Source organism: Halovivax cerinus (assembly GCF_024498195.1).
GTDB classification, from domain to species: Archaea; Halobacteriota; Halobacteria; order Halobacteriales; family Natrialbaceae; genus Halovivax; species Halovivax cerinus.
In genome coordinates, this window is the sequence record NZ_CP101824.1 from 411,838 (window position 1) to 433,049 (window position 21,212).

At 66.5% G+C, this 21,212-nt stretch carries 19 protein-coding genes and 1 pseudogene; 7 read left to right on the top strand and 13 right to left on the bottom strand.

Annotated elements, in window-relative coordinates:
* Positions 1-183: 183 nt before the first annotated feature.
* Both NO366_RS02050 and engB read right to left on the bottom strand, forming a co-directional pair.
* Positions 184-1,554 (bottom strand): MFS transporter, encoded by a 1,371-nt coding sequence (locus tag NO366_RS02050; RefSeq protein ID WP_256532653.1) that lies wholly within the window; start codon positions 1,552-1,554, stop codon positions 184-186.
* Positions 1,555-1,698: 144 nt separating this feature from the next.
* Positions 1,699-2,316 carry a GTP-binding protein EngB gene (gene engB / locus NO366_RS02055; protein WP_256532654.1) on the bottom strand — a complete coding sequence of 206 codons (618 nt, stop codon included), beginning with the start codon at positions 2,314-2,316 and terminating at the stop codon, positions 1,699-1,701.
* Positions 2,317-2,472: 156 nt separating this feature from the next.
* Here engB and NO366_RS02060 point away from each other — a divergent pair.
* Positions 2,473-3,753 (top strand): annotated as a pseudogene (locus NO366_RS02060) (TIGR00341 family protein); the annotation flags it as partial.
* Positions 3,754-4,151: 398 nt separating this feature from the next.
* On the top strand, positions 4,152-4,619 hold the full coding sequence (arlG, locus tag NO366_RS02065) for an archaellum stator protein ArlG (protein WP_256532655.1): 468 nt from the start codon (positions 4,152-4,154) through the stop codon (positions 4,617-4,619).
* Between the two features lie 62 nt (positions 4,620-4,681).
* On the opposite strand, the gene NO366_RS02070 is transcribed toward arlG, so the two are convergent.
* A complete protein-coding gene (locus NO366_RS02070) occupies positions 4,682-5,734 on the bottom strand; it encodes a guanosine monophosphate reductase (RefSeq protein ID WP_256532656.1) in 1,053 nt (350 codons plus the stop codon).
* Between the two features lie 314 nt (positions 5,735-6,048).
* Here NO366_RS02070 and NO366_RS02075 point away from each other — a divergent pair, with 314 nt between their 5' ends.
* A complete protein-coding gene (locus NO366_RS02075; RefSeq protein WP_382274356.1) occupies positions 6,049-6,492 on the top strand; it encodes an acyl-CoA thioesterase in 444 nt (147 codons plus the stop codon).
* A gap of 41 nt (positions 6,493-6,533) precedes the next feature.
* Here NO366_RS02075 and NO366_RS02080 read toward each other — a convergent pair whose 3' ends face one another.
* The 5 genes from NO366_RS02080 to mntA all read right to left on the bottom strand — a co-directional run bounded on the left by NO366_RS02080 (position 6,534) and on the right by mntA (position 12,855).
* A complete protein-coding gene (locus NO366_RS02080; RefSeq protein ID WP_256534057.1) occupies positions 6,534-7,565 on the bottom strand; it encodes a ribonucleotide-diphosphate reductase subunit beta in 1,032 nt (343 codons plus the stop codon).
* Positions 7,566-7,574: 9 nt separating this feature from the next.
* The gene (locus tag NO366_RS02085) at positions 7,575-10,280 is read right to left on the bottom strand and encodes a ribonucleoside-diphosphate reductase subunit alpha (protein ID WP_256532658.1); all 2,706 of its coding nucleotides are present in this window, start codon (positions 10,278-10,280) and stop codon (positions 7,575-7,577) included.
* Between the two features lie 442 nt (positions 10,281-10,722).
* A complete protein-coding gene (locus NO366_RS02090; protein ID WP_256532659.1) occupies positions 10,723-11,769 on the bottom strand; it encodes an NOG1 family protein in 1,047 nt (348 codons plus the stop codon).
* Between the two features lie 163 nt (positions 11,770-11,932).
* Positions 11,933-12,382 carry a type VII toxin-antitoxin system HepT family RNase toxin gene (gene hepT, locus NO366_RS02095; protein WP_256532660.1) on the bottom strand — a complete coding sequence of 150 codons (450 nt, stop codon included), beginning with the start codon at positions 12,380-12,382 and terminating at the stop codon, positions 11,933-11,935.
* The gene (mntA, locus tag NO366_RS02100; RefSeq protein WP_256532661.1) at positions 12,379-12,855 is read right to left on the bottom strand and encodes a type VII toxin-antitoxin system MntA family adenylyltransferase antitoxin; all 477 of its coding nucleotides are present in this window, start codon (positions 12,853-12,855) and stop codon (positions 12,379-12,381) included. Before mntA ends, hepT begins: the two co-directional genes overlap by 4 nt.
* Positions 12,856-13,137: 282 nt before the next feature.
* On the opposite strand from mntA, the gene NO366_RS02105 reads away from it, so the two are divergent.
* Positions 13,138-13,509, top strand: a complete 372-nt coding sequence (locus NO366_RS02105; protein ID WP_256532662.1) for a DUF5518 domain-containing protein — start codon at positions 13,138-13,140, stop codon at positions 13,507-13,509.
* A gap of 111 nt (positions 13,510-13,620) precedes the next feature.
* Complete coding sequence (locus tag NO366_RS02110) at positions 13,621-13,968, top strand: SHOCT domain-containing protein (RefSeq protein WP_256532663.1); 348 nt, start codon at positions 13,621-13,623, stop codon at positions 13,966-13,968.
* Positions 13,969-14,039: 71 nt separating this feature from the next.
* Here the strand turns inward: NO366_RS02110 and NO366_RS02115 are convergent, their stop codons facing one another.
* The 4 genes from NO366_RS02115 to NO366_RS02130 form a co-directional block, all read right to left on the bottom strand.
* The gene (locus NO366_RS02115) at positions 14,040-15,143 is read right to left on the bottom strand and encodes a glycosyltransferase (protein ID WP_256532664.1); all 1,104 of its coding nucleotides are present in this window, start codon (positions 15,141-15,143) and stop codon (positions 14,040-14,042) included.
* Complete coding sequence (locus NO366_RS02120) at positions 15,140-16,141, bottom strand: glycosyltransferase family 4 protein (protein WP_256532665.1); 1,002 nt, start codon at positions 16,139-16,141, stop codon at positions 15,140-15,142. The genes NO366_RS02115 and NO366_RS02120 overlap by 4 nt, the downstream gene beginning before the upstream one ends.
* Before the next feature lie 97 nt (positions 16,142-16,238).
* Positions 16,239-17,102, bottom strand: coding sequence for a hypothetical protein (locus NO366_RS02125; protein ID WP_256532666.1), 864 nt, complete (start codon positions 17,100-17,102; stop codon positions 16,239-16,241).
* Between the two features lie 209 nt (positions 17,103-17,311).
* The gene (locus NO366_RS02130) at positions 17,312-18,880 is read right to left on the bottom strand and encodes a sulfatase (RefSeq protein ID WP_256534058.1); all 1,569 of its coding nucleotides are present in this window, start codon (positions 18,878-18,880) and stop codon (positions 17,312-17,314) included.
* Between the two features lie 112 nt (positions 18,881-18,992).
* Between NO366_RS02130 and NO366_RS02135 the strand changes: the two genes are divergently transcribed.
* Both NO366_RS02135 and NO366_RS02140 read left to right on the top strand, forming a co-directional pair.
* Complete coding sequence (locus tag NO366_RS02135; protein ID WP_256532667.1) at positions 18,993-20,012, top strand: lysylphosphatidylglycerol synthase transmembrane domain-containing protein; 1,020 nt, start codon at positions 18,993-18,995, stop codon at positions 20,010-20,012.
* A 200-nt stretch (positions 20,013-20,212) separates the two neighbouring features.
* Positions 20,213-20,689, top strand: coding sequence for a metal-dependent hydrolase (locus tag NO366_RS02140; protein WP_256534059.1), 477 nt, complete (start codon positions 20,213-20,215; stop codon positions 20,687-20,689).
* A 3-nt stretch (positions 20,690-20,692) separates the two neighbouring features.
* Here NO366_RS02140 and NO366_RS02145 read toward each other — a convergent pair whose 3' ends face one another.
* Positions 20,693-21,181: a metal-dependent hydrolase gene (locus NO366_RS02145; protein WP_256532668.1), complete on the bottom strand. Its 489-nt coding sequence runs from the start codon at positions 21,179-21,181 to the stop codon at positions 20,693-20,695.
* Positions 21,182-21,212: the final 31 nt, after the last annotated feature.

A 21,212-nucleotide genomic window follows, 5' to 3' on the forward strand; every position in this document is an offset into this window, starting at 1 on the left:
AGATACGGTCGAGAGGTGTATATGTATTCCCGGACAGTCACGAAAGTAAGTAACAGTGGTGTAACCGCCGGGTCGACGTGGCGAGGCGCTCGACGACGAGCGTTCCGACCCGAGGGCACCAGCGGCGGCCGATAGAACGGCCCCGGTGCCGTGGATCCGCGGTTCGCCCGGTCGCTCGGTTCGTCACTCGACGGGCTGTCTCCTCCGCCCGACCAGGACGGTCGTCCCCGCCGCGGCGAGCAACGGAACCAGAGCCAGGACGAGAAACAGCACCTGGTGCGTCCCGTAGGCGAGGACCGCGCCGCTCACGGCCGCGCCGAGCGACCCCACGCCGAAGACGCCGAGGAACATGTACCCGTACGAGAGGCCGCGAACGTCCGACCCCGAGTAGTCGGCGACGACCGCCTGCAACAGGGGCTGTTCACCGAAGAGGACGAAGCCGAGGAGAAAGCTAACGGCGACCAGCGGGGCGAGGCCGGCCTGCAGCGCCGGGACGAACGCCACGCTCAGGACGACCAGGGCCGCGAACGCGCCCACGAGGGGCCGTTCCGGTGACATTCGGTCGGTCAGGCGGCCGCCGACGTACTGTCCGGCCATACCCACGAAGAGCAACCCAGTGTAGACGAACTCCGCCGGGTCGAGCGCGCGACTACCCAGCGACAGCGAACCGAGGGCCGCCTCGTCGGCCAGCACGTCCGGGAGGAACGTGAGGACCCCCCTGTAGAAGAATCCCTCGAGGACGACGATGGGGAACACGAGGAGGAAGCCGCCCGCGAAGAGGACGCGGGTGTCCGTGAGGACGTCGGCGATCGAGGGGCGCTCGGTCCCACCGGAGCCGGTTCCGGAGCCACTGGGGTCACCGCCGTCCGTATCGGCCCCGCCGAACGCACCGTCGTCCGCGCCGGTCGCCTCGTCACTCGATTCGGGCACTCGCTCCGACTCGGACGCACTATCCGACACGGACGTTCGATCCGGCTCGGGCGCTCGATCGGACACCGCCGCCGTCTCGTCGACTGAGACGAGTGCCGCGTAGCCAGCCGCCAGCAGCGCCGGGATCGCGAGCAGTCCGACCACGGCCCGCCACTCCAGGACGAGCAGCGCCATCGCGGTGAGGAGGGGTCCGACGGCGATGCCCAGGTTGCCGGCGATGCCGTGGTAGGCGAAGCCGGTTCCCCGCTCGGTGACACCTGTACTGATGAGGCGCAGGCCCGCCGGGTGGTAGATGCTGGCCGCCGAGCCCCAGCAGACGAGCGCGACGCCGAGGACGATCGGTCCCGGCGCCAGCGCGAGCAGGAGGAACGAGCCGCCCATTCCGAGGAGGCAGGCGACGAGCAGGGCGGTCGAGCCGAACGCGTCGGTGAGGACGCCCGCCGGAACGGCACCGATCCCGTAACAGGCGTACCCGGCGGCGACGATCGCGCCCATGATCGCCGAGCCGACGCCGAACTCTACCATCCACAGCCCGAGCAGGATCGGGATCGACAGCTCGTGGGCGTGGACCAGTCCGTGACCCAGGCCGGTGAGCCCGAGGATCGATCGATCGTTGCCGTTCATCGATTCGAGACTGGTCTCGCCCGCAGTCCCGTATAGCTACGCGTTGCGGCAGCACTGGAGTGCCACCCTCCGGACGTCGGACACGAGGGGACGTGTGGCCGTTCTTCGTCTCTCGAGTTGCGATCGTACTGCGTGGACCGTCGCCTAGAAGAATTTGAAGAGATCGTCTCGCTTCTGGTCGTGGAGGTGCGTCCGAACGGCGTCAGTCAGCGGTTCGATCCGACCCTGCTTGGCCGTTATGGGGGCGACGGTGTCCTGCCACTGCTGCCACGGAGTGGGGAGTCCGAATCGATCACAGAGGTCGTCGAGGCGCTCGTCGCGGTCGTCGACCTTGTCCATCTTGTTGACGGCGACGACGGTCGGCACGTCCAGCTCCCGCAGGAAGTGAAACAGTTCGACGTCGTAGGGAATCGAGTCCGGTCCGGAGTGGCGATCGATGATGTCGATCACGCTCTTGCCGTCGACGACGAGGACGGCGACGAGGAGCTCGTCGGCGTGGTCCTCGACGTAGCGGACGACGTCGGTCTTGATCTGTTCGCGCACCGCCTCGTCGACGCCGCTCATGAAGCCGAAGCCGGGGAGGTCCGTGAGGACGAAGTCCTCGGCGACCCAGTCGTAGTGATTGGGCTGGCGCGTCACGCCCGGTTTCCCACCCGTCTCGACGGCGTGACCGGTGAGTTCGCGCATGAGCGTCGACTTCCCGACGTTCGACCGACCGACGAGGACGACTTCCGCGTCGCGATCCGGACGACCCTCGAACATGTACGGAGTGTGGCGTGGCCCGGGCATAAGTGGCGCGACCGGGACCGACGGGTCCGCGTCGCCGGAGTGCGTCGTCGCCGGCATCGACTCGCCCGTGATCACCGATCGGGGCGGGACCGGAACTTATAGGGAGCGCCTGCGTCTGTCGGCACATCCGTGCGACTCGTCCAGCTGACCGTGCCGACGGGGTCCCGTGAGGCGATCCTCTCGGTCTTAGACGACCGCGAGATCGACTACGTCGTGACCGAGGAGACGAGCAGTCGGCGCTACACCGCCGTCGTCTACTTCCCGCTCCCGAAGCCGGCGGTCGAGCCGGTGCTCGACGAACTCGGCGAGCAGGGCGTCCCGGAGGACGCCTACACCGTCGTCGTCGAGGCAGAAACGGTCGTCTCTCGACGGTTCGAACGTCTCCAGGAGTCCTACGAGAGCGACGACGTGGACGAAGAGCGTATCGCCCGTCAGGAGCTATTGAGCGAAGCCAAGTCGCTGACACCGACGCGGTCCATCTACGTCTCGATGACCATCATCAGCGCCGTGGTCGCCACGGCCGGGCTCTTCCTCGACTCGCCCGCCGTCGTCGTCGGCTCGATGGTCATCGCACCCCTGATCGGTCCCGCCCTCGGCGTCAGCGTCGGCTCGGTCCTGAACGACGAGTCGCTCTTCCGTGAGAGTCTCCGGTACCAGGCTGTCGGTATCGGCGTTGCGATCGCGGCCGCCGCGGTCTTCGCGTTCGTCGTCAGGGCGACGAATATCGTCCCGCCGGGGCTCGAACTCACCTCCGTCGGGGAGATCAACGAGCGACTGGCTCCGGACCTCCTCGCGCTGGCGATCGCGCTCGGCGCGGGCATCGCGGGCGTGGTCAGCATCTCGACCGGGCTGGCGACCGCCCTCGTCGGCGTCATGATCGCGGCGGCGCTCATCCCACCGGCCGCGGCCGCCGGCATCGCGATCGCCTGGGGCGAGCCGTCGGCGGCCGTCGGCGCGGCCACGCTCGTGTTCGTCAACGTCCTGTCGGTCAACCTCGCTGGACTCGTGACGCTCTGGTACGCCGGGTACCGCCCGGAGGGACTGTGGAACCTCGGCCCGACGGAGACGCGCGTTCGGCGTCGAATCGTCGGCCTGGTCGTCATCGTCGGCGTCTTCGCCCTCTTCCTCGGCGGTATCACGTACGCGTCCTACCAGGTCTCGACGTTCGAGGCGGACGCCAGGGAGGAAGTCGAAACCGTCCTCGCCGAGGAGGACGCCTACCAGTTGCTGGATCTCAGCGTCGAACTCGACGAGAGCCTCCCCGTTCGCGAGCCCTCGCGCGTGATCGTGACCGTCGGCGCACCGACCGGAGAGACGGATCCGAATCTGGCCGCGACGATCCGAGAAGGCGTCGCCGATCAGACTACCGGTGACGTCTCCGTGCAGGTCAGGTACATCGTCGTCGCCGAGGCGAATCCGCCAGCGACGAACGAGACGACGAACGAAACCACCCGTGCCGCCGGTCCACCCGTCGCTCCCGCCCTCGATACGCCCGCCACTGCCGCCGTCGAGCTGCCCGCCGCTCCCGCCCTCGATACGCCCGCCACTGCCGCCGTCGAGCTGCCCGCCGCTCCCGTCCTCGATCCGACCATCGCTCCAGCCCCCGACACACCGCTTCTCGTGCCGGTCGGTTCGCCGGCTATAACAGCCGTCGAGACGGGTTCCGGCGCGGCGCCGATCGGATCGCGTGCTCGAACGGGTGCGACCTGACCGCTCAGGAGGGGGACCCACCGTCCGCCGGCCTCTCGAGACGGCATCGCCGCGCACCGTCGAGGGCCGGCAGGTCTTTGCCCGTCCCCCGGTGACCGATGGGGCACGAGGGATCCATGCGCGAGTCGATCGTCCAGTTACTGTTGTTCATCGCGATCGTCTCGGCGACGGCCCTCGCTGTCGGGACGATGGTCTCGCAGTCGGGGACCGTCGCGGATTCGATCGACGACCAGAGCGACCGACGGGTGGCCGCGCTGGAGACGGACGTGACGATCGTCAACGACCCGCAGGTCGACCCCTACGACCCGGCGGCCGCAGGCGGAGACGGCGGCGTGGTGGTCTACGTCAAGAACGTCGGCGACGCGACGCTCCAACCGGGGTCGCTCGAGGTTCTGCTGAACGGGACCTACGCGGACGACGCGAACGCGACGGTGAGCTCGACCGACCGATGGCGATCCGGGACGACGCTCCGGGTGACGATCCCTGGCGATCCGGGTCCTGGATCACACCGGGTACTCGTGCGGATAGACGGCGCAGAAGCGAGATATACCTTCGAACGGACCTGAGAGGTTCGAGACGGCGGTCGGATAGCGGCTCGATCCGCGCTGCGACGTGCCGATCCCCCGATTCACTCCACGACGATACTTTCCCAGTCGTGGTCCCCGTGGGCACCCTCTCGGTCCCGGGCACTCTGAGCGACGCGGATGAACTCGGCGGACTCGCGCGCGTCAGCGATAGTGTGGCCGCCGGCGTAACTCAGCCCCGAGCGGATGCCGGCGGCGAATTCGGCGGCCACGTCGACCAGCGGGCCCCTGTACTCCGTGAGTCCCTCGACGCCCTCGTCGGCGTCGGGGAGGGCGTCCGAATCCGAGCGGGCCTCGTTCGCCGCGGTGGTCGCCATGCCACGCGAGCGCTTGTACCGGGTGCCGTCGATCTCGACCGTCTCCGGCGGCGCTTCGGCGGTGCCGGCGAAGAGGCTCCCCATCATGACGGCGTCGGACCCCGCGAGCAGCGCCTTCACGGCGTCGCCAGAGCAGCGGATGCCCCCATCCGCGATGGTCCGCACCCCGTACTCCTCGGCCGCCTCGGCGCAATCGTCGACGGCGGTGAGTTGGGGAACGCCCGCGCCGGCGACGCGACGCGTCGTGCAGTGCGAGCCGGGGCCGATACCGACCTTGACGCAGTCGGCACCGGCCTCGGCCAGATCGGCGACGCCAGCGGGCGTCGCGACGTTACCGGCGATCAGGTCGAGGGCGGGGAATGCGTCTCGGATAGCGGCCACCGCGTCGAGACAGCGCTCCAGGTGGCCGTGGGCAACGTCGACCATCACGCAGTCCGCGCCGGCGTCGACGACCGCCTCCGCGCGGTCGATCGGGTCGCCGGCGATACCGACCGCGGCACCCACGGTGGCCTCGGCTTCGACTGCCTCGCGCACCTCGGCGGCCTGCTCCTCGATCGTCAGGAAGCGGTGGATCGTCCCCATGCCGCCGGCCTCGTCCATCGCGATCGCCGTCTCGGCCTCGGTGACGGTGTCCATCGGCGCCGAGAGGAGCGGCGCCGCGAGTTCGAGATCGTCGGTCAGGCGCGTCGAGAGGTCGACCTCAGAGCGACTGTCCACGCCGGATCGCTGCGGCACCACCAGCACGTCGCCGTAGGACAGTCCGGTCCGTAGTTCGTCCATACCGCCACTAGTGACGGGTGTGAACGGTAAAAGGGTGGCGACGACCATCGGCCACAGTGATGACACGACCGGCGATCGATGACGACGGGGCGTACGATCGGCGGTGACGACGGGCCGTTCGATCGGCAGCGCCGAGACTGTAGCTGGCTACCGCTATCGATACCGTGCCCGATCGACAGCTCCCTCGCCGAAGGCAACTTTACTTTCACTAATACAATTTAGAAGGAATTATTGGCGTGCCAGACCGACATCGACGCGTGCCAGTACGACACCCCACCGACGAGACGGCGTCGCTTCAGGATTCCCACACCGAGATGAGCGAGATCCTGATGCCGAACGACACGAACAACCTCGGTCGGGCGCTCGGCGGGTCCGTTCTCTCCTGGATGGACATCTGCGGCGCTATCGCGGCGCGGCGGTTCTGCAATCGACAAGTGGTCACCGCCTCCATGGACCACGTCGACTTCATCGCGCCGATCGATCTTGGAGACGTCGTCACGGTCTCCGCCTACGTCTTCGACACCGGTCGCACCAGCATGGACGTGACCGTCGACGTCCGTGCCGAACGGCCCGACGACGGCGAGCAGTGGGACGCGGCGACGTCGTTCTTCACGTTCGTCGCGCTCGACGAAGCGGAGACCCCCGCTCCGGTCCCGTCACTCGCGTGTGAGACGAGGGCACAGACGGAACTCCGAGACGACGCGGTCGAAAAGCGACGAAGCCGTCGGCGTCGACTCGCCGCGGCGGTCGACGAGTGAGAGGACGGCAACTCGACGACCGAGACGAGCCGATTCGGCCGCTACCAGTCGAGACTGGCGCCGCTTCGGTACTCGGTCACCTGGGTCTCGAAGAAGTTCTTCTCCTTGTTCAGGTCGACTTGCTCGGACAGCCACGGGAACGGGTTCTCCGTCCCGTACTGTGTATCCATGTCGAGTTGCGTGAGTCGCCGATCCGCGACGTACTCGACGTACTCGGCGAACTGTGTCGCGCTCATGCCGAGGACGTCGCCGGGGCACGCCTCGGTCGCGTAGATCTGCTCCAGGTCGACGGCCTCTGCGATCAGATCGGCGACCTCCGCTTCGAACTCGGCGGTCCAGACGTCCGGGTTCTCGACGCGAATCTGATCGATGAGGTCGACACCGAACCCGACGTGGAGTGACTCGTCGCGCAAGATGTACTCGAACTGCTGGCCGATCCCGACCATCCTGTTCCGTCGTTTGAGGCCGAGCATCATGGCGAAACCGGCGTAGAAGAAGATCCCTTCCATGATGACGTAGAAGCCGATCAGGTCGCGGAGGAACGCGCGCACGTCGTCGGCCGTCTCGATCGTGAAGTCGGCGTCGTCGATGGACTGCGTCAGGTCCACGACGAACGCGTCTTTCTCGGCGATGGACGGGACACGGTCGTACATCCCGTAGAGGTACTCCGGGTCGAACCCGAGACTGTCACAGCAGTAGATGAACGTGTCCGTGTGGATAGCCTCCTCGTAGGCCTGTCGGAGCAGATACTGGCGGCACTCGGGGGCTGTGACGTACTCGTACAGCGCGAGAACGATGTTGTTCGCGGTGAGCGACTCGGCCGTCGAGAAGAACCCGAGGTTCCACTCGACGAGTTGGCGTTCCGCGTCGGACAGCGTGTCGTCGTTCCACTGGGAAACGTCGTCCTGCATCGGGATCTCTTCCGGGACCCAGTTGTTGTTCACCCCGGCGACGTAGTACTCCCTGGCCCAGTCGTAGTCGATGGGCAGAATCTTGTTCGGATCGTGCTGGTCGTCGGTGTTGATGAGTGTCATGTGTTGACAGGTGCGTCTGGTGGCGGGTGGTGCGGTGATGTCGGTTCGTCACTGGCAGGCATCGCACGTCGGATCCTCGACGGTACACAGATCGGTGTCACCGTCGGTCGGTCCGCCGTCCGGGTCGCCGTCGGTCGGTCCGCCGTCCGGGTCGCCGTCGGTCGGTCCGCCGTCCGGGTCGCCGTCGGTTGATTCATCGTCCGGGTCGCCGGCAGCCAATTCACCGTCCGGGTCGTCGTCGGTCGGTCCGCCGTCCGGGTCGCCGTCGGTTGATTCATCGTCCGGGTCGCCGGCAGCCAATTCACCGTCCGGGTCGTCGTCGGTCGGTCCGCCGCCCACGTCGCCGTCGGTCGATTCATCGTCCACGTCGTCGGTGTTCGATTCACCCACCGTCCGCCCGTCGGGGCCGGGTGCGCTGCGGTGCTGGGTTTTCCCGTACTCGTCCATGTCCAGTGTGGACTTCTCGATCTGCGAGGCGCCGAGCGTCCGGAGGTAGTACGTCGTTTTCAGACCGAGTTCCCACGCTGTCCGGTAGACGTCGTCGAGCAGCGACCCGTCAGTGGTCGGGAAGAAGACGGTGTGCGAGACCGACTGGTCGATCCACGTCTGACGGTGGGCAGTGAGGCGAAGATGGTGGCGTGGGTCGATCTCGAACGCGTTTCGATACCGTTCTCTGAGGGAAGTGGGAATCGCGTCGATTTCCTGGACGGAGCCGTCGTGGTACTTGATCCGATCGATCATCTCTGCGTCCCACAGGTCACGATCTTTCAGGTCGGAGACGAGGTGCTCGTTGACGACCGTGAAGTCACCGCTCATGTTCGATTTGACGTAGAGGTTCGAGTAGATCGGCTGGATGGAAGGCGTCGTCCCGTTGATCGTGGAGATGGTCGCGGTCGGAGCGACGGCCATCACGTTGGAGTTACGCATCCCGTGTTCGGCCACGTGCTCGCGCACGATCGACCAATCGAGCGTTTCCTCGCGATCGGTCGGAATCGGCCGCCCTCGTTCCGCTTCGAGACGGTCGACGGTGTCCTGCGGGAGGAGTCCGCGGTCCCACTTCGAGCCCTCGTAGGACTCGTAGGTGTCACGTTCCGCGGCGAGGTGTGCGGAATTGAAGATCGCATGGTAGGAGACGAACTCCTGCCAGCGGTTGGCTTTCTCGACGGCCGCTTCGGCGTTCATCGGCACCTCGAGTTCCATGAGGGCGTCGTGAAAGCCCATGACACCGAGTCCAACCGGCCGATGTCGCGAGTTCGCACGTGCCGCCTGGTCGGTCGGGTAGAAACACAGATCAACCACGTTGTCGAGCATCCGCATCGCGGTTTCGATAGTGGTTGCCAGGTGCTCGCGGTCCAGTTCGCCGTCCGCGACATGCGTGGCGAGGTTGACGCTGCCGAGGTTACAGACGGCGTGCTCGTCCGCGCTCGTGTTCAGCGTCACCTCCGTACAGAGATTCGAGGAGTGAATCGTCCCCACGTGGTCCTGGGGCGACCGGAGGGTACACGGGTCTTTGAACGTGATCCAGGGGTGACCGGTCTCGAACAACCGGGTGAGCAGGTCGCGCCAGAGTTCTTCGGCGTCGACGCGTTCGTACTGTCTGAGCTGGCCGTTCTCGGCCTGGCGTTCGTACTCGCGGTAGCGCTCGTCGAACACCGCACCGGAGAGATCGTGTAAATCTGGTGTTTCGTCGGGGCTGAACAGCGTCCACGGCTCGCCGTTCTCGACGCGCTCGACGAACAGATCGGGGATCCAGGCGGCCGTGTTCATGTCCGGCGTTCGCCGACGCTCGTCGCCGGTATTTCGTTTCAGGTCCAGGAATGCAGGGAAGTCGAGGTGCCAGCACGCGAGGTACGCACAGGCCGCGCCGCGTCGCTTGCCCGAGCGGTTGATGGCGGCGGTGACGTCGTTTCCGATGCGGAGAAACGGAACGATACCGGTGGACTCCACGCCGGTGGTCTCGATGAGTGCGCCCGACGCCCGGAGGTTCGTCCAGTCGGTACCGAGACCGCCAGACCACTTCGAGAGCAGGGCCTGGTGCTTGTACGAGTCGAAGATGTGCTCGAGGTCGTCCTGGACGGTCGTCAGGTAGCACGAGGACAGTTGCGGGTGGGTAGTCCCGCTGTGAAAGAGCGTGGGCGTCGACGGGGTGAACTCGAGGTTCGAGAGGACGTCGTAGAATTCCATCGCCCGGGCCTGCGGGTCGTCCTCTTCGAGGGCAAGCCCCATGGCGACGCGCATCCAGAACGCCTGGGGCAGTTCAAGGTGGTCACCGTCCGAGGCCGTCTTCAAGAGATAGCGCTGGGAGAGCGTCTCCATCGCCATGTACGAGAAGTGTTCGTCGCGCTCGATCGCCAGATAGTCGGCCAGCGCCCGGAGATCGAACCGGTCGGTCATGCGGTCGTCGAGCAGGCCCGATTCGACGGCGCGCTCTACGTTCGCCACGAAGGTCGTGCGGTACGCCTCGTCGAGTTCGAACCCGGTGAGGCGCTCGCCGATGACCTCCCAGTAGTACTGCTGTCGGAACACGTCGGCAGCGAGGCCTCCGAACGCGGGGTCCCGTTCGAGTCTGGCCGTCAGTGCCTGCGTGGTCGAGCGGTATATCTCTTCGAGCGATGCGCCGTCGTACAGGTTTCGCTCGATCGCTGCGACGAGGTCGTCACGAACGTCGTCCGGCAGCGTGGCCTCGTGACCGGTTCGCGCGCGGTCGAGGATCGAACGTATCGTCTCGGATGCAGTGGTCGTCTGTGTGGTCATGGTGGGTGTATTCGACTGTCGGGGCCGCTCGGCAGTGCATAGTTGGCACTGCTGGTGCTCTCGTCCCCTGAGTGCGGAGAGTCCGTCCTCTCTGCACTATCGGGTACCGAGTGATCGACCATAAATGTGTCCAATACACTTTCAATAGTACAAGTGTATTTGTACTCCGCGAAGAGCCGCTGCAGCGCGTTCTGACGCACTGGGTGGAAGGCGGTGAGAGCAGCGACAGCTACGAGGCGACGGCCGTTCGAGCTGGTCGGCCAGATACCTTCGAAGGAGTGGGCAGAGGGGTTCGGAGGAGTCGGCAGAGGGCTTCGGCTGGACAGGATGGAGTGTGTCGAAGTATCCGAACAAGTGTGTCAGAGTCTGTGCGGAAGCGATCTGGGTCAGGACAGGTGGTCCGAAGGGACGGACTCGACCGCGACCCGACGGCCGGAGACGGTCACCCCTCGAACGGCAACTCCGGTTCGTAGTCGATCGCGTCGATGGCGGCCTCGAGCACGGTCTCGACGTTCTCGCCGGTTTCGACGCTCAGCAGATAGTCGGCCCCGAGGTCGGGGAGCGACTCGTCGTCGGGGTCGAACCGATCGACCTTGTTCGCGACGGTGATGACGGGCACCTCGATCGATTCGAACTGTGCGGCGATAGCGTCACGGAGTTCGAGCTGGGCCTCGATCGGGTAGCCGGCACCTCCACTGGGATCGAGGAAGACGAGCACGCAGTCGGCGAGATGCTCGATGGCGCTCGCCGCCTGGGATTCGATCTCGTTTCGCTCTTCCGGCGGCCGGTCGAGGAGGCCGGGCGTGTCGACGAGCTGGTACCGGATGTGATCGCGTTCGAGGTGACCCAGTCCGACACCCTTGGTGGTGAAGGGGTAACTCGCCGTCTCGCCACGGGCACGCGTCACGCTGTTGACGAACGAGGACTTGCCGACGTTGGGGTACCCCGCCACGACGATCGTCGGCTCGTCGGGGTTGATCTCGGGCAGGTCCCGCAGAGCGTTTCGCGCGTCGTTGATCGCCCGGAGATCGACGTCGACCTGCTCGACGACGTCGGCCAGGCGGGCGAACGCCTGCTTTCGGTGCTTGCGCGCCGTGTCGACGTCGGTCTTGCGCAGCTTCGACTGGTACTCGCGCTGGATCTCCTCGGTCTGCCTGGCGGCCCACGAGACCCGCGAGAGTGCCTGTCGCAGCCCGTCCACACCCGTTCGCTCGTCTTCGTCGTCGGCCATCGACTCCGGCCCAAGCGTCACCTCTGCCAGAATGGCCCCGGCGAGTTCCATGTAGAACGGTGAGACGTCGTACTCGAAGTCCGGCCACGCGGTGACCACGTTTTCCAAGTTGTCGGAGACGATGTTGCCGGCCGTCTGCAGCATCGACTGCTGGGCCTCCAGGCCCTGCTTGGCCCGTCCGGACCGCGAGGCCCGCGAGAACGCCTTGTCGATCAGCTCTTCCGACGTCGGCGTCGTCGGAAGGTCCTCGAAAATCATATCCCTCGCTACGGGTGGCGCTCATAAAAGCGCGTCCGTTGGGCGGCGAGGCGGGTGCCACAGCCAAGCAGGATCGAGACCGTGTGCGTTCACCCCAGTGTCGATGGATGACACGACGGTACTACCAACGAGAGACGGTTTACGTACCACGGTTCGACACCGTTCAGAGGGCATCCACGTTCTCGAGATAATCACGGATTTCGTACAAGAACGACCGGTATCGTTCCAGGTCTTGTAATGCCTCGTAAACCGTCTCGTGATCCAACACGTCACCGTACTCGTGGGCAAGGACATTTCGGAATAGCGCGGCCTCCGCCATTTCCGAGGCGACCGGAGAAGAGAGCACACCCACATCGGAGAGACATTCCATGGCTGCCGCGTTCGAGTTCGGTGCGTTCCCCTCGATATCTTTTACCAGCATTCGGGCGATGTCCAGCGCCGCTCCGGTGAGTTTTTCGAACCTGCGCTCGACAAAGTCTCTCGTTTGGACGTCGCCAACGTAGGCATCGTATCCGATCGGCTGAGTTCTCGAGAGGAGCGTCAGGCACGATTCCATGTACTCGGCCTTTTCAATGATCGTCTCGACACGGGTATCGGTATGCGGGGCGCTCATGCCCCTTCCCCGACGGCGGCGTCGACGTTCTCGAGGACGGCATCAAATCGCTCTCGAAGGTCGTCCTGTCCCTGCTCGGTCACTCGTCGTTCGAATCGGTGGCGGTGATGGCGCATTCGCTCCGTCGATCCAACTATCAGTTGCCCCTCAGTGAAGGCAGCCAACCCGACTCGGGGCGTGAGGTCGCTAATCAGCGAGAGATCGATATCGTTTCGATCGAGAGCGATCGAGAGGGCGACGAGAAGTTCCATACGAATCTGTGATGCGTCACCGTGAGCCTCTTCCATCAGTTCGACGGCGATATCAACGTCACTCTGGGCATCGGTTATTCCGGTTGCCTGGGAACCGAACAACACGGCCAATCGGACTGGCCGATCCGCTAACACCCCTCGAATCGTATCGAGATCCAGTGACCGATTACCGGAACCACCATCTGTCCGGCCGTCGGCCGCGGGAGGAAAGCGGTCACCCATGGTATCGAATACTACCGGATACTCACGCAAGGAAGTTGTGGTTCAGCCGATAGTCGATAGCGAATGCCCACTCCTTTCGTTCGAAGGCACGTACCACCTGCGGAACACGCCGATAGCTCTGGTGGGGCGTTCGACGCACGTTCGATACAGCGGTTGTCCGGTAGACCAATCGATCCGTGTTCCTGCCGTCAAACCCGCTCCGACGAGCCTGGGTATTACTAGTCTATCACGGACACCGGTGTGGCAACGACCTTTTACCAGTCGACGACCTCCAAATCGAGCATGACGGACTGGACCGCCGTACTCGTCGGCTTCCTCGTTATGACTGTCGCGTCGGTCGTGGGCCTCGCGGCGCCGGTCCTGGGTCAGCTCACCGCCGGCCTCCTCGGGGGCTTCGTCGCCGGCTACATGGCCGGCGGCGGTCTCGGGAGCGGCGCCTGGCACGGCACCCTCGCCGGCAGCCTCGGCGCGATCATCGTCGGTGTCGTACTGGGGCTCGCAGTCGGGATCGGCGGCCTGGCGATCGGGCCCGCCGGCGCACTCGTCGGCGGCGTCACCGGAGTCGCCATCGTCGTCGTGGCGGTCGTCGTCGCGTTCGTGATGGCCATCGAGAGCGCGATCGCCGGCGCCGTCGGCGGCGCGATCGCGGGGTGACTCCCACGGCTTCAGCCGTGGGCGTTCTCCTCGTGTCTTTGTACGTCCGCCTCGCACTCGCCGGCGGCGACCGGCGAAGCGATTACGTGGGTGGGCTGTCACGGACGCTGTATGGATAGCGACGACGTCCTGAAAGCCGGCCTCGTCCTGGTCGCCGCGTTCGTGCTCCTCCCGCTCCTCCTCGGCGTGATGGCCCTCCCGATGCTGCTCGGCTTCGGCCACACCGGGATGGGAATCGGCGGTGTCGGCGTGCTACTCTGGCTGGTCGCCGGCCTCGTCCCCCTGGTCGTCCTCGTCGGGATCGGCTACCTGCTGTTCACCGCGCTGTCCGGCGACGGCGAGGACCGAGCCATCGAGGAGTTGCGAGCCGCCTACGCCCGCGGCGAACTCACCGACGAAGAGTTCGAAAATCGCTACGAACGCCTCCGTCGGGACGCGGAACCGAGTGACGAGCGGTAGCAGAAGCGTCGATCGAGTCACGCGGTCGCGGTTCCCACCGATTCGACGGGAGCGACCGGGGACGGCGGTCCTCAGTCGAGTGAGCGCTGGGAGTCGTCCGGGAACCAGCGGTCGGTGGCCGGTGTCGGCGTCTCGACGGCCGCGGTGCCGGCGGTCTCGTAGAGGTACTCGAGGTGGGCGAGTGTGTGCTCGATGTCGTAGCGCTCGACGGCTGCGCGCGTGTCGCGGTCGGCGTCCAGACACGACTCGATCGCCTCGACCATCGCCTCCAGGTCGCGGAGCGCGAATCGCTCGCCGTTGCCCGGACCGATCGTCTGGTCGAACGGAGCGGCGTCGGCAGCTGCGACCGGCGTCCCGCAGGCGTTGGCCTCGAGCGTCGAGAGGCCGAGCGTGTCGCCGGTCGAGGACGTGACGAACGTATCGAGCGACGACAGGAACGTCGGCAGCTCCTCGCGGGGCAGGAAGTCGCGCAGTTCGACGTTGTCGGGCGCCTCGCGTTCGAGCGGCTCGCGGCGCGGGCCCTCGCCGACGACGACGAAGTCGTACTCCGGGAGTTCGCGGGCCGCACGGAGGAGTTCCTCGACGTTCTTCTCCATGCTGAGACGACCGGCGTAGCCGATCACCGTCCGATCGGGATACCAGTCCTTCTCGGCCGGCTGGAAGAAGTCCATGTCGATGCCGACCGGGAGGGGGACGTGCTCGACGTTGCGATCGATCCGCTTCGTTGAGGCCGTGACGACGTCGAACCGGCGGAGGAACGCGTTTTCGAGCGGGACGTAGCATTTCGCGAGCGCGGTCGCGAGTGGGCCGACCCCGATGCTCTGGTGGAAGTACTCCTCCAGCGGGGTGTGGTGGGTGTAGATCGACGGCAGGTCCCGTTTCCGCGCGTATCGGGCGCCCAGACGACCGACCGGCGCCGGACCGTGACAGTGGACGACGTCGAGGTCGGGCAGGGTCGAGAGTCGGCGGTACAGCGGGATGCGATAGCCCGCGTAGAACGGGTTCGGCAGCGATCGAACGGGGTGTTCGCGCGGGCCGGGCTCGTAGTCGCCGTCCGGGTAGATCACGTGGACCTCGTGGCCCTCGCGCTCGAGTTCCTCGCGCCAGAGCTTGATCGTGTACGTTACACCGTCGATCTCGGGGAAGTAACTGTCCGTGAAGAAGCCGATCTTCATTCAGCGATCACCTCGTCGTAGAGGTCGCGGTAGCGCCCGGCGACCGCGTCCAGCGAGAAGGCCTCGGCGCGGTCGGCCGCCGCCGAACCCAGGGTCCGCCGACGCCCCGCGTCTGCGAGTTCGTCGAGCGCGGCCGCGAACGCCTCGACGTCCGACCCGCCCGGCTCGGGCGAGACCTTGAGACAGTCCTCGCCGTCTTCGAGCCACGAGAACGTCTCGATGTCGCGGACGACGACCGGCTTTCCGGCGGCCATCGCCTCCAGCAGGGCGATCCCCTCGTTCTCTTCGTGTGTGGGGAAACAGAAGACGTCGCCCGCCGCGAACGCCCCGCGGATGTCGTCGACGAACCCGGTGAACGTGCAGTTCTCGGGCGCGTTCTCGATCAGCGCCGTGGTCTCCCGGCCCTTCAGCGAGAGGTCGAGCGGGCCGAACCACGCGAAGTCGACGTCGGGCCGGGTGCGAGCCAGTTCGACGAACGTTTCGAGGCCCTTGCGCTTGATGACGTGGCCGACGAGGAAGACGGTCGGTTCCGAGAGGTCGTAGCGCTCGCGGTACTCGTCCTCGAGCGATTCGAATCCCTCGAGTTTCTCGGTGTCGACGCCGTTCGAGACGACGGTCGTCGGCACGTCCGCGTACCCCTCGATGAGCCCTCGGTTGTACTCCGAGGGACAGACGAGCGCGTCGGCGTGTCCGTACGCCCACCGGAGGTACGGCTTCAGCGGCTTCGCGAGCGCGTTGGTAAAGCGAAAACTGTCCCCGAAGTCCTCGGCGGTGACGTGCGTGTTCGCGACGACGGGGATCCCCTTCGACCGGGCGCGTTTGGCGTACCACACCGACCGCGGCCCCATGAGATTGAAGTGCATCACGTCGGCGTCGAGCGTCTGCCGGGTCGTGTAGGAGACGTCCAGGCGATCGAGCATCTTGCGCTGGTGGGCGACCGATTCGCTGATCCCGCCGGTAACGTGCTCCGCGAGTTCGAAATAGTGGCTGACCAGCATGATTACGGTGTGTGTCGATCATCTCGTGTGCGCCTCCAGGTGGCCGGTGTCGAATCGGGTTCGCGAGTCGCCGTGGTCGATCGACCACGGCCCTCGCTCACTCGACTTCGAGCCACGGCACCTCCATCAACGCCGGGATGTGGGTCTCGATGTGGTGCTCCCAGACGCCCTCCTCGCCGAACGCCTCGCCGTGGTCGGCGGTGACGATCACGCGTCCGTCGAGTTCGGTGACGAGGTCGGCGATGTCCTCGAGCGCGATCCGGAGGTTCTCCTCGTAGAGCGCGAGTGCGGCGTCGCGTGTGCCGTTCTTGACGAGATCGCCCTTGTCGAGTTCGAGCCAGAGGCCCGCCTTCTGGGCGAGTTCGCTCCCTTCGAGTTTCTCCTCGACCTTGGGACGGATCGATCCCGTCAGCGAGGAGAGCGCGCCGTCGCTGCCGCCGTCGGCTGCGGTCTCGGCTTCCTCCTGTTTCTTGATCCCCTTCTGGATCTGTTTGAGCTTCGCCCCCTTCCCCCGTGAGAGGTACGGTGCGTGCGGTTGCATGTAGTGCAACACCGTCCGTTCGGCGCGGTCGACGGCGTCCTTGTTCTCGCGGAACGCCGCCTCGATACCCGCCGGCGGAACCGTCCCGAGGTCGTCGTCCCACCCGGTCTTCCAGACGTCGAAGAGGTCGCCGATGTGGTCGGTCGCGGTCCACTCGTAATCGCAACTCGCCCCCCACTTGAGTTCGTTCAGCGGGATACCGAGATCGTTGATGAACGGGTTCCCGGAGAAGTACGCGAGATCGTGTTCGCCGGTGAAGGTCCGATAGGCCCACTCGGGCGTGGACGAGCCGACGCTCCAGCGCTTTTCGAGCGACCCGTCCAGGTACTCGTCGTAGACGTCGGCGAAGACGTCGTACCGGCACGCATCGAGCACCAGACAGTAATCCCAGTCCGATTCGAGAAACCGCTGGTCTTTCATTACCGAGGGCTTTCGATTCGACCTACGTAATTGTATTGGGATCGGATAATCCCCGATCACGGCCGGTAACGAGCGATTAATCACCACACTGCAGTCGGTTTCTGCGAGATCTCGCGCCGATAGCGGCGCAACCCGGCTCGTCTGTCCACGACGATCGGGCCTCGTCACTCGCCCGCGGAACGTCCTGGCCCGTCACCAGGAGTGCGTCGTCACTCGAGATACCCTAATTCGCGCAACCGGTCGCGAGTCCGTTCGTCCGCGTCCGCGAGCGCCGCCTCCGTCTCGGGCGCCGACTCGGTCGATTCGTCCCAGGTGGCGCCGGCGGCGGCCTCGAACCAGGCGAGGGCGCGTTCGGTCCTGGCGACGGCGTCGTCGTCCGCCGGATCGATCGGCGTGGTTTCGGCCGGATCGACGTCGAGACGGTAGCCCTCGTCCGGGATCCGGTCGGCGCGCACGTACTTCGCGTCGAGGCGCCTGGCGGCCCGCTGGCGAGCGTAGGCGCGGTGGTCGTCGGGGAGGGAGCGGCCGGCCTCGCTCGCTTTCGTCTCCAGGTGGTGCAGTTCGACGACGGGGCGGGCGTACTCGACGAACGCGTAGTCGGCGTCGGCGTCGCGAACGGCCCGCTGACCCGGGTCGGGGCGTCGAACGCCGGCGAAGTCCCGGTACTCGTCCGCGAGCAGCGACCGTGTCCGGTCGAGGGGGACCGGGTCGGCCCCGATCCCGTCGTCGCGCCGTCCGTCCGACGGATCGACGGAGAGCGCGTCGAGGACGGTGTGATACAGGTCGAGCAGTTCGACGAGGTCGGCCCGCCGACCGGTCTCGAGCGCCGGGTGCGTCACCAGGAGCGGGACGTTCACGAGTTCGTCGTACAGGGCGAACTCGTGCCCGTAGAGCCCGTGTTCGCCGTGGAGTTCGCCGTGATCGGCCGCGACGATCACGGTGGTCTCGTCCCACCGATCCGTCTCGCGAAGCCACCGGAACAGGCGTCCGAGTTCCGCGTCCATGTGGGCGATCTCGGCGTCGTAGAGGTCGCGGATCGCCCGCCACTCGGCGTCGTCGACGTCGCGCACGCCCGCGTTGTACGCCTTCGAGTTCTGGCAGACGGCGTCCGGATCGACGCCCGGGGCGAAGCGCTCGCGGTACGCGTCGGGCGGGTAGTACGGGAGGTGGGCATCCATCAGGTTGACGAACGCGAACCAGCCCGCGTCGCGGGCCTCGACGAAGGCTTTCGTCCGATCGATCACCGACGGCGTCTTCGTATCGGCGCCCTCACCGCTCGCCAGGCGTTCGTGAGCCTTCGCGCCGACCCTGACGAGTCGCGAGGCGAGTCCTCGCAGTGGATCGGTCTCGGAGATCGTCCGCCACGTCCGCGCGAGCGGGCCGGAGAGGACGTCGCTCGGCAGCACCTCGAAGAAGGATCGCTGGGCGTCGAACCCGTCGGTGAGACCGGTGTACGGGGAGATCCAGGCGTTCGAGGTGAAACAACCGGTGTCGTAGCCGGCCGCCGAAAGCGTCGACGCGAGCGTCGTCGCGTCGGCCAGGTACGGCCGTTCCTGGTCGGCGCCGTGCTGGCTCGGGTACAGACCGGTGAACAGCGACGCGTGGACGGGTAACGTCCAGGGCGCCGGGGCTATTGCCGACTCGAAGACGGTCGCCTCTTCGGCGAATCGAGACAAGGCCGGCGTCGTCGCACGGTCGTAGCCGTACGGCTCCATGCGATCCTTCCTGACCGTGTCCAGGACGACGAGGAGGACGTTCCGCTGCGGACTGTCGGCCATCCCTGCTCGCCACCACATCGACTCACTTAAATCGGCGCTCGTTACCGTCCGAACGACCGTCCCGTCCACCGATAACCGGACGTTTCAAGGTAGCGAACGATCGACTAGGCGTATGAACGGACGGACCCGGGCAACGTTCCTGCTGGCGGGGCTCGGGGCGATCGCGCTCATCACGATCCTGCTGTTCGTCGTCGGTGCAGGTGACGTCCTCGACGCGCTCGCCACCGCGAAACCGTCGTACGTCGCGCTGACGTTCGGGCTCGCGCTGTGCTGGCTCGCAGTCTGGGGAGTGATGCTGCGGACGATCCTGGGCGTCCTCGGGGTCGAAATCCCCCTCGTCACGTCGCTGTTCGTCTACGCCGGCGCCGTCTTCGCGAACAACGTGACCCCGTTCGGCCAGGCGGGCGGCGAGCCGGTCGCCGCACTCATCATCTCGAAGGTCTCCGACTCGCGCTACGAGACCGGCCTCGTCGGCATCGCGAGCGTCGACGTGCTCAACGTCGTCCCGTCGATCTCGCTCATCTTCGTAGGCGTCGGCTACTACGCCACGACCGCGGCGATCGGCCAGCGCCTGGAGCGGGCGGTCACCTCCGCCGTGGTGCTGATCGGCGGGATCGTCGTCGTGATCGCGCTCGTCTGGCGGTACCGCCGGCGGATCGTCGAGCGCCTCCCCGCGGTCGCCTCCACTGTCGCCGGTCGACTGGGTCGCTCCCGTGTCGACGCGGCAGAGTTCGAAGCGAGTCTCTCGGAACGGTTCGACCACTTCTTCGAGAGCATCGAACGCGTGGCGACGAGTCCCTGGCAGCTGGCGGGCGTCGTCGGGCTGTCGCTGACCGGCTGGCTCTTCCAGGCAGCCGCACTCGTCGTCGCGTTCGCCGCCCTCGGCCACGACATCCCGGCGTACGTCGCCCTGTTCGTGATTCCCCTCTCGTACGTGGCGGGCGCCGCCCCGCTACCGGGTGGCCTCGGCGGAATCGACGCCGCGATGGTCGCCCTCCTCGTTCCCACCACCGGCGTCCCAGCCTCGACGGTGACCGCCGCCGTCCTCATCTTCCGCGGCGCCGTCTACTGGATGCCCGTCGCGATCGGCGGCGCGTCGGTCTCCGCGTTCGGCGTCCGCTCGCTCAGTTGATCGGTCGATCACCGCCGACGAACCGCTCGAGAGAGAGAGTGTGTGTGAGAGGGACAGCTCACCGGCGTGCGATCACCCCGCCGTCGGGACGATCGAGCGAGTCCGCTCGCCAGTAGGGTGACCCCGTCGTCGCGACCACCGCGCGGCGGTCGAGTGATTCAGGCGACAGCGTAATGCCCGACTGCGGCCTCGGATCGAGCGTGTACCGCGACGGTCACGCCGGCTTCAACGCCCTGCTGTACGCCCCCGCCGTTCCCGTCGTCGCGAGTCGTTGGTCGCTGTGGCTGGCGCTCGTCGGCGCGGTCGTCGCCGTCGGCGTCTCCACGCTACCGGACTTCGACGACCCGCTCCCGGTCGTCGCACACCGGGGCCCGACACACACCGTCTGGTTCGCCCTTCTGGTCGGACTGGCGGCCGGCGTCGGCACCGCGCTCGCCGCGCCCGGCGAGCCGATCGCGTTCCAGTTCGGCGTCGTCGTCGGCACTGGCGGGATCCTCGCCCACCTCGCCGGCGACGTCGTGACTCCGATGGGCATCAGCCCGTTCGCGCCGCTCTGGCGTGTCCACGTCACGCTCGAGTGGTTCGCCTCGAAGAACCCGCGAATCAACCGTGCGTTCCTGATCGCCGGGTCCGCCTCCGTCTTCGGGTCGCTCGCGCTGACGATGGTCGCCGCGTGACGATCACCCGACCCCGAGTCGGTCAGAATCGACCGGGAGACGAGCGAGGAGCGGATCGAGCGCGTCCGTCCGCCAGGCGAGCAGGACGAGACAGCCGGCCCACAGCACCGGCGTGTCGATCACGGTGTGGATCGACAGTCCGGGACTCCAGGTGGTTCGAAGCGGGAAGAGCCACTGTATCCCCGCCGGCGAGAGCGAGTCGAGCAACAGGTGCGAGCCGTACGCCAGCGCGACCGCGAGCGCGGTCGTCCGATCCCGAACGACGAGTGCACCCACGACGAACACGAGCAGGGCGAACGGCGAGTGGGAGAGTCCACGGTGGACGAACGGCCACTCGAGCGCGGCGGGGAACAGGAAATCCGCATCCGGGAGCAGGCCGAACAGCACACCGAGTCGTGGGTTGGCCGCCGTCAACGAACGGACGAGCGCGTACCCGAGGAACGCGTGGGTGGCGAAGGCGACGGCGAGAAAGACGGCTCGCGCTGGATCCACGATTACTCTGTGGGGCCGAAGGAGTACCATA

Bases quoted from the DNA above. Each gene is read 5' to 3' on its own strand.
- engB (WP_256532654.1), bottom strand. From the start codon at position 2,316: ATGTTCGAGGGTCGTCCGGATCGCGACGCGGAAGTCGTCCTCGTCGGT.
- NO366_RS02105 (WP_256532662.1), top strand. From the start codon at position 13,138: ATGACGGACTGGACCGCCGTACTCGTCGGCTTCCTCGTTATGACTGTC.
- NO366_RS02125 (WP_256532666.1), bottom strand. From the start codon at position 17,102: ATGAAAGACCAGCGGTTTCTCGAATCGGACTGGGATTACTGTCTGGTG.
- NO366_RS02050 (WP_256532653.1), bottom strand. From the start codon at position 1,554: ATGAACGGCAACGATCGATCGATCCTCGGGCTCACCGGCCTGGGTCAC.
- NO366_RS02110 (WP_256532663.1), top strand. From the start codon at position 13,621: ATGGATAGCGACGACGTCCTGAAAGCCGGCCTCGTCCTGGTCGCCGCG.
- NO366_RS02115 (WP_256532664.1), bottom strand. From the start codon at position 15,143: ATGAAGATCGGCTTCTTCACGGACAGTTACTTCCCCGAGATCGACGGT.
- NO366_RS02090 (WP_256532659.1), bottom strand. From the start codon at position 11,769: ATGATTTTCGAGGACCTTCCGACGACGCCGACGTCGGAAGAGCTGATC.
- NO366_RS02135 (WP_256532667.1), top strand. From the start codon at position 18,993: ATGAACGGACGGACCCGGGCAACGTTCCTGCTGGCGGGGCTCGGGGCG.
- NO366_RS02085 (WP_256532658.1), bottom strand. From the start codon at position 10,280: ATGACCACACAGACGACCACTGCATCCGAGACGATACGTTCGATCCTC.
- NO366_RS02130 (WP_256534058.1), bottom strand. From the start codon at position 18,880: ATGGCCGACAGTCCGCAGCGGAACGTCCTCCTCGTCGTCCTGGACACG.
- NO366_RS02075 (WP_382274356.1), top strand. From the start codon at position 6,049: ATGAGCGAGATCCTGATGCCGAACGACACGAACAACCTCGGTCGGGCG.
- hepT (WP_256532660.1), bottom strand. From the start codon at position 12,382: ATGAGCGCCCCGCATACCGATACCCGTGTCGAGACGATCATTGAAAAG.
- arlG (WP_256532655.1), top strand. From the start codon at position 4,152: ATGGGGCACGAGGGATCCATGCGCGAGTCGATCGTCCAGTTACTGTTG.
- mntA (WP_256532661.1), bottom strand. From the start codon at position 12,855: ATGGGTGACCGCTTTCCTCCCGCGGCCGACGGCCGGACAGATGGTGGT.
- NO366_RS02070 (WP_256532656.1), bottom strand. From the start codon at position 5,734: ATGGACGAACTACGGACCGGACTGTCCTACGGCGACGTGCTGGTGGTG.
- NO366_RS02120 (WP_256532665.1), bottom strand. From the start codon at position 16,141: ATGCTGGTCAGCCACTATTTCGAACTCGCGGAGCACGTTACCGGCGGG.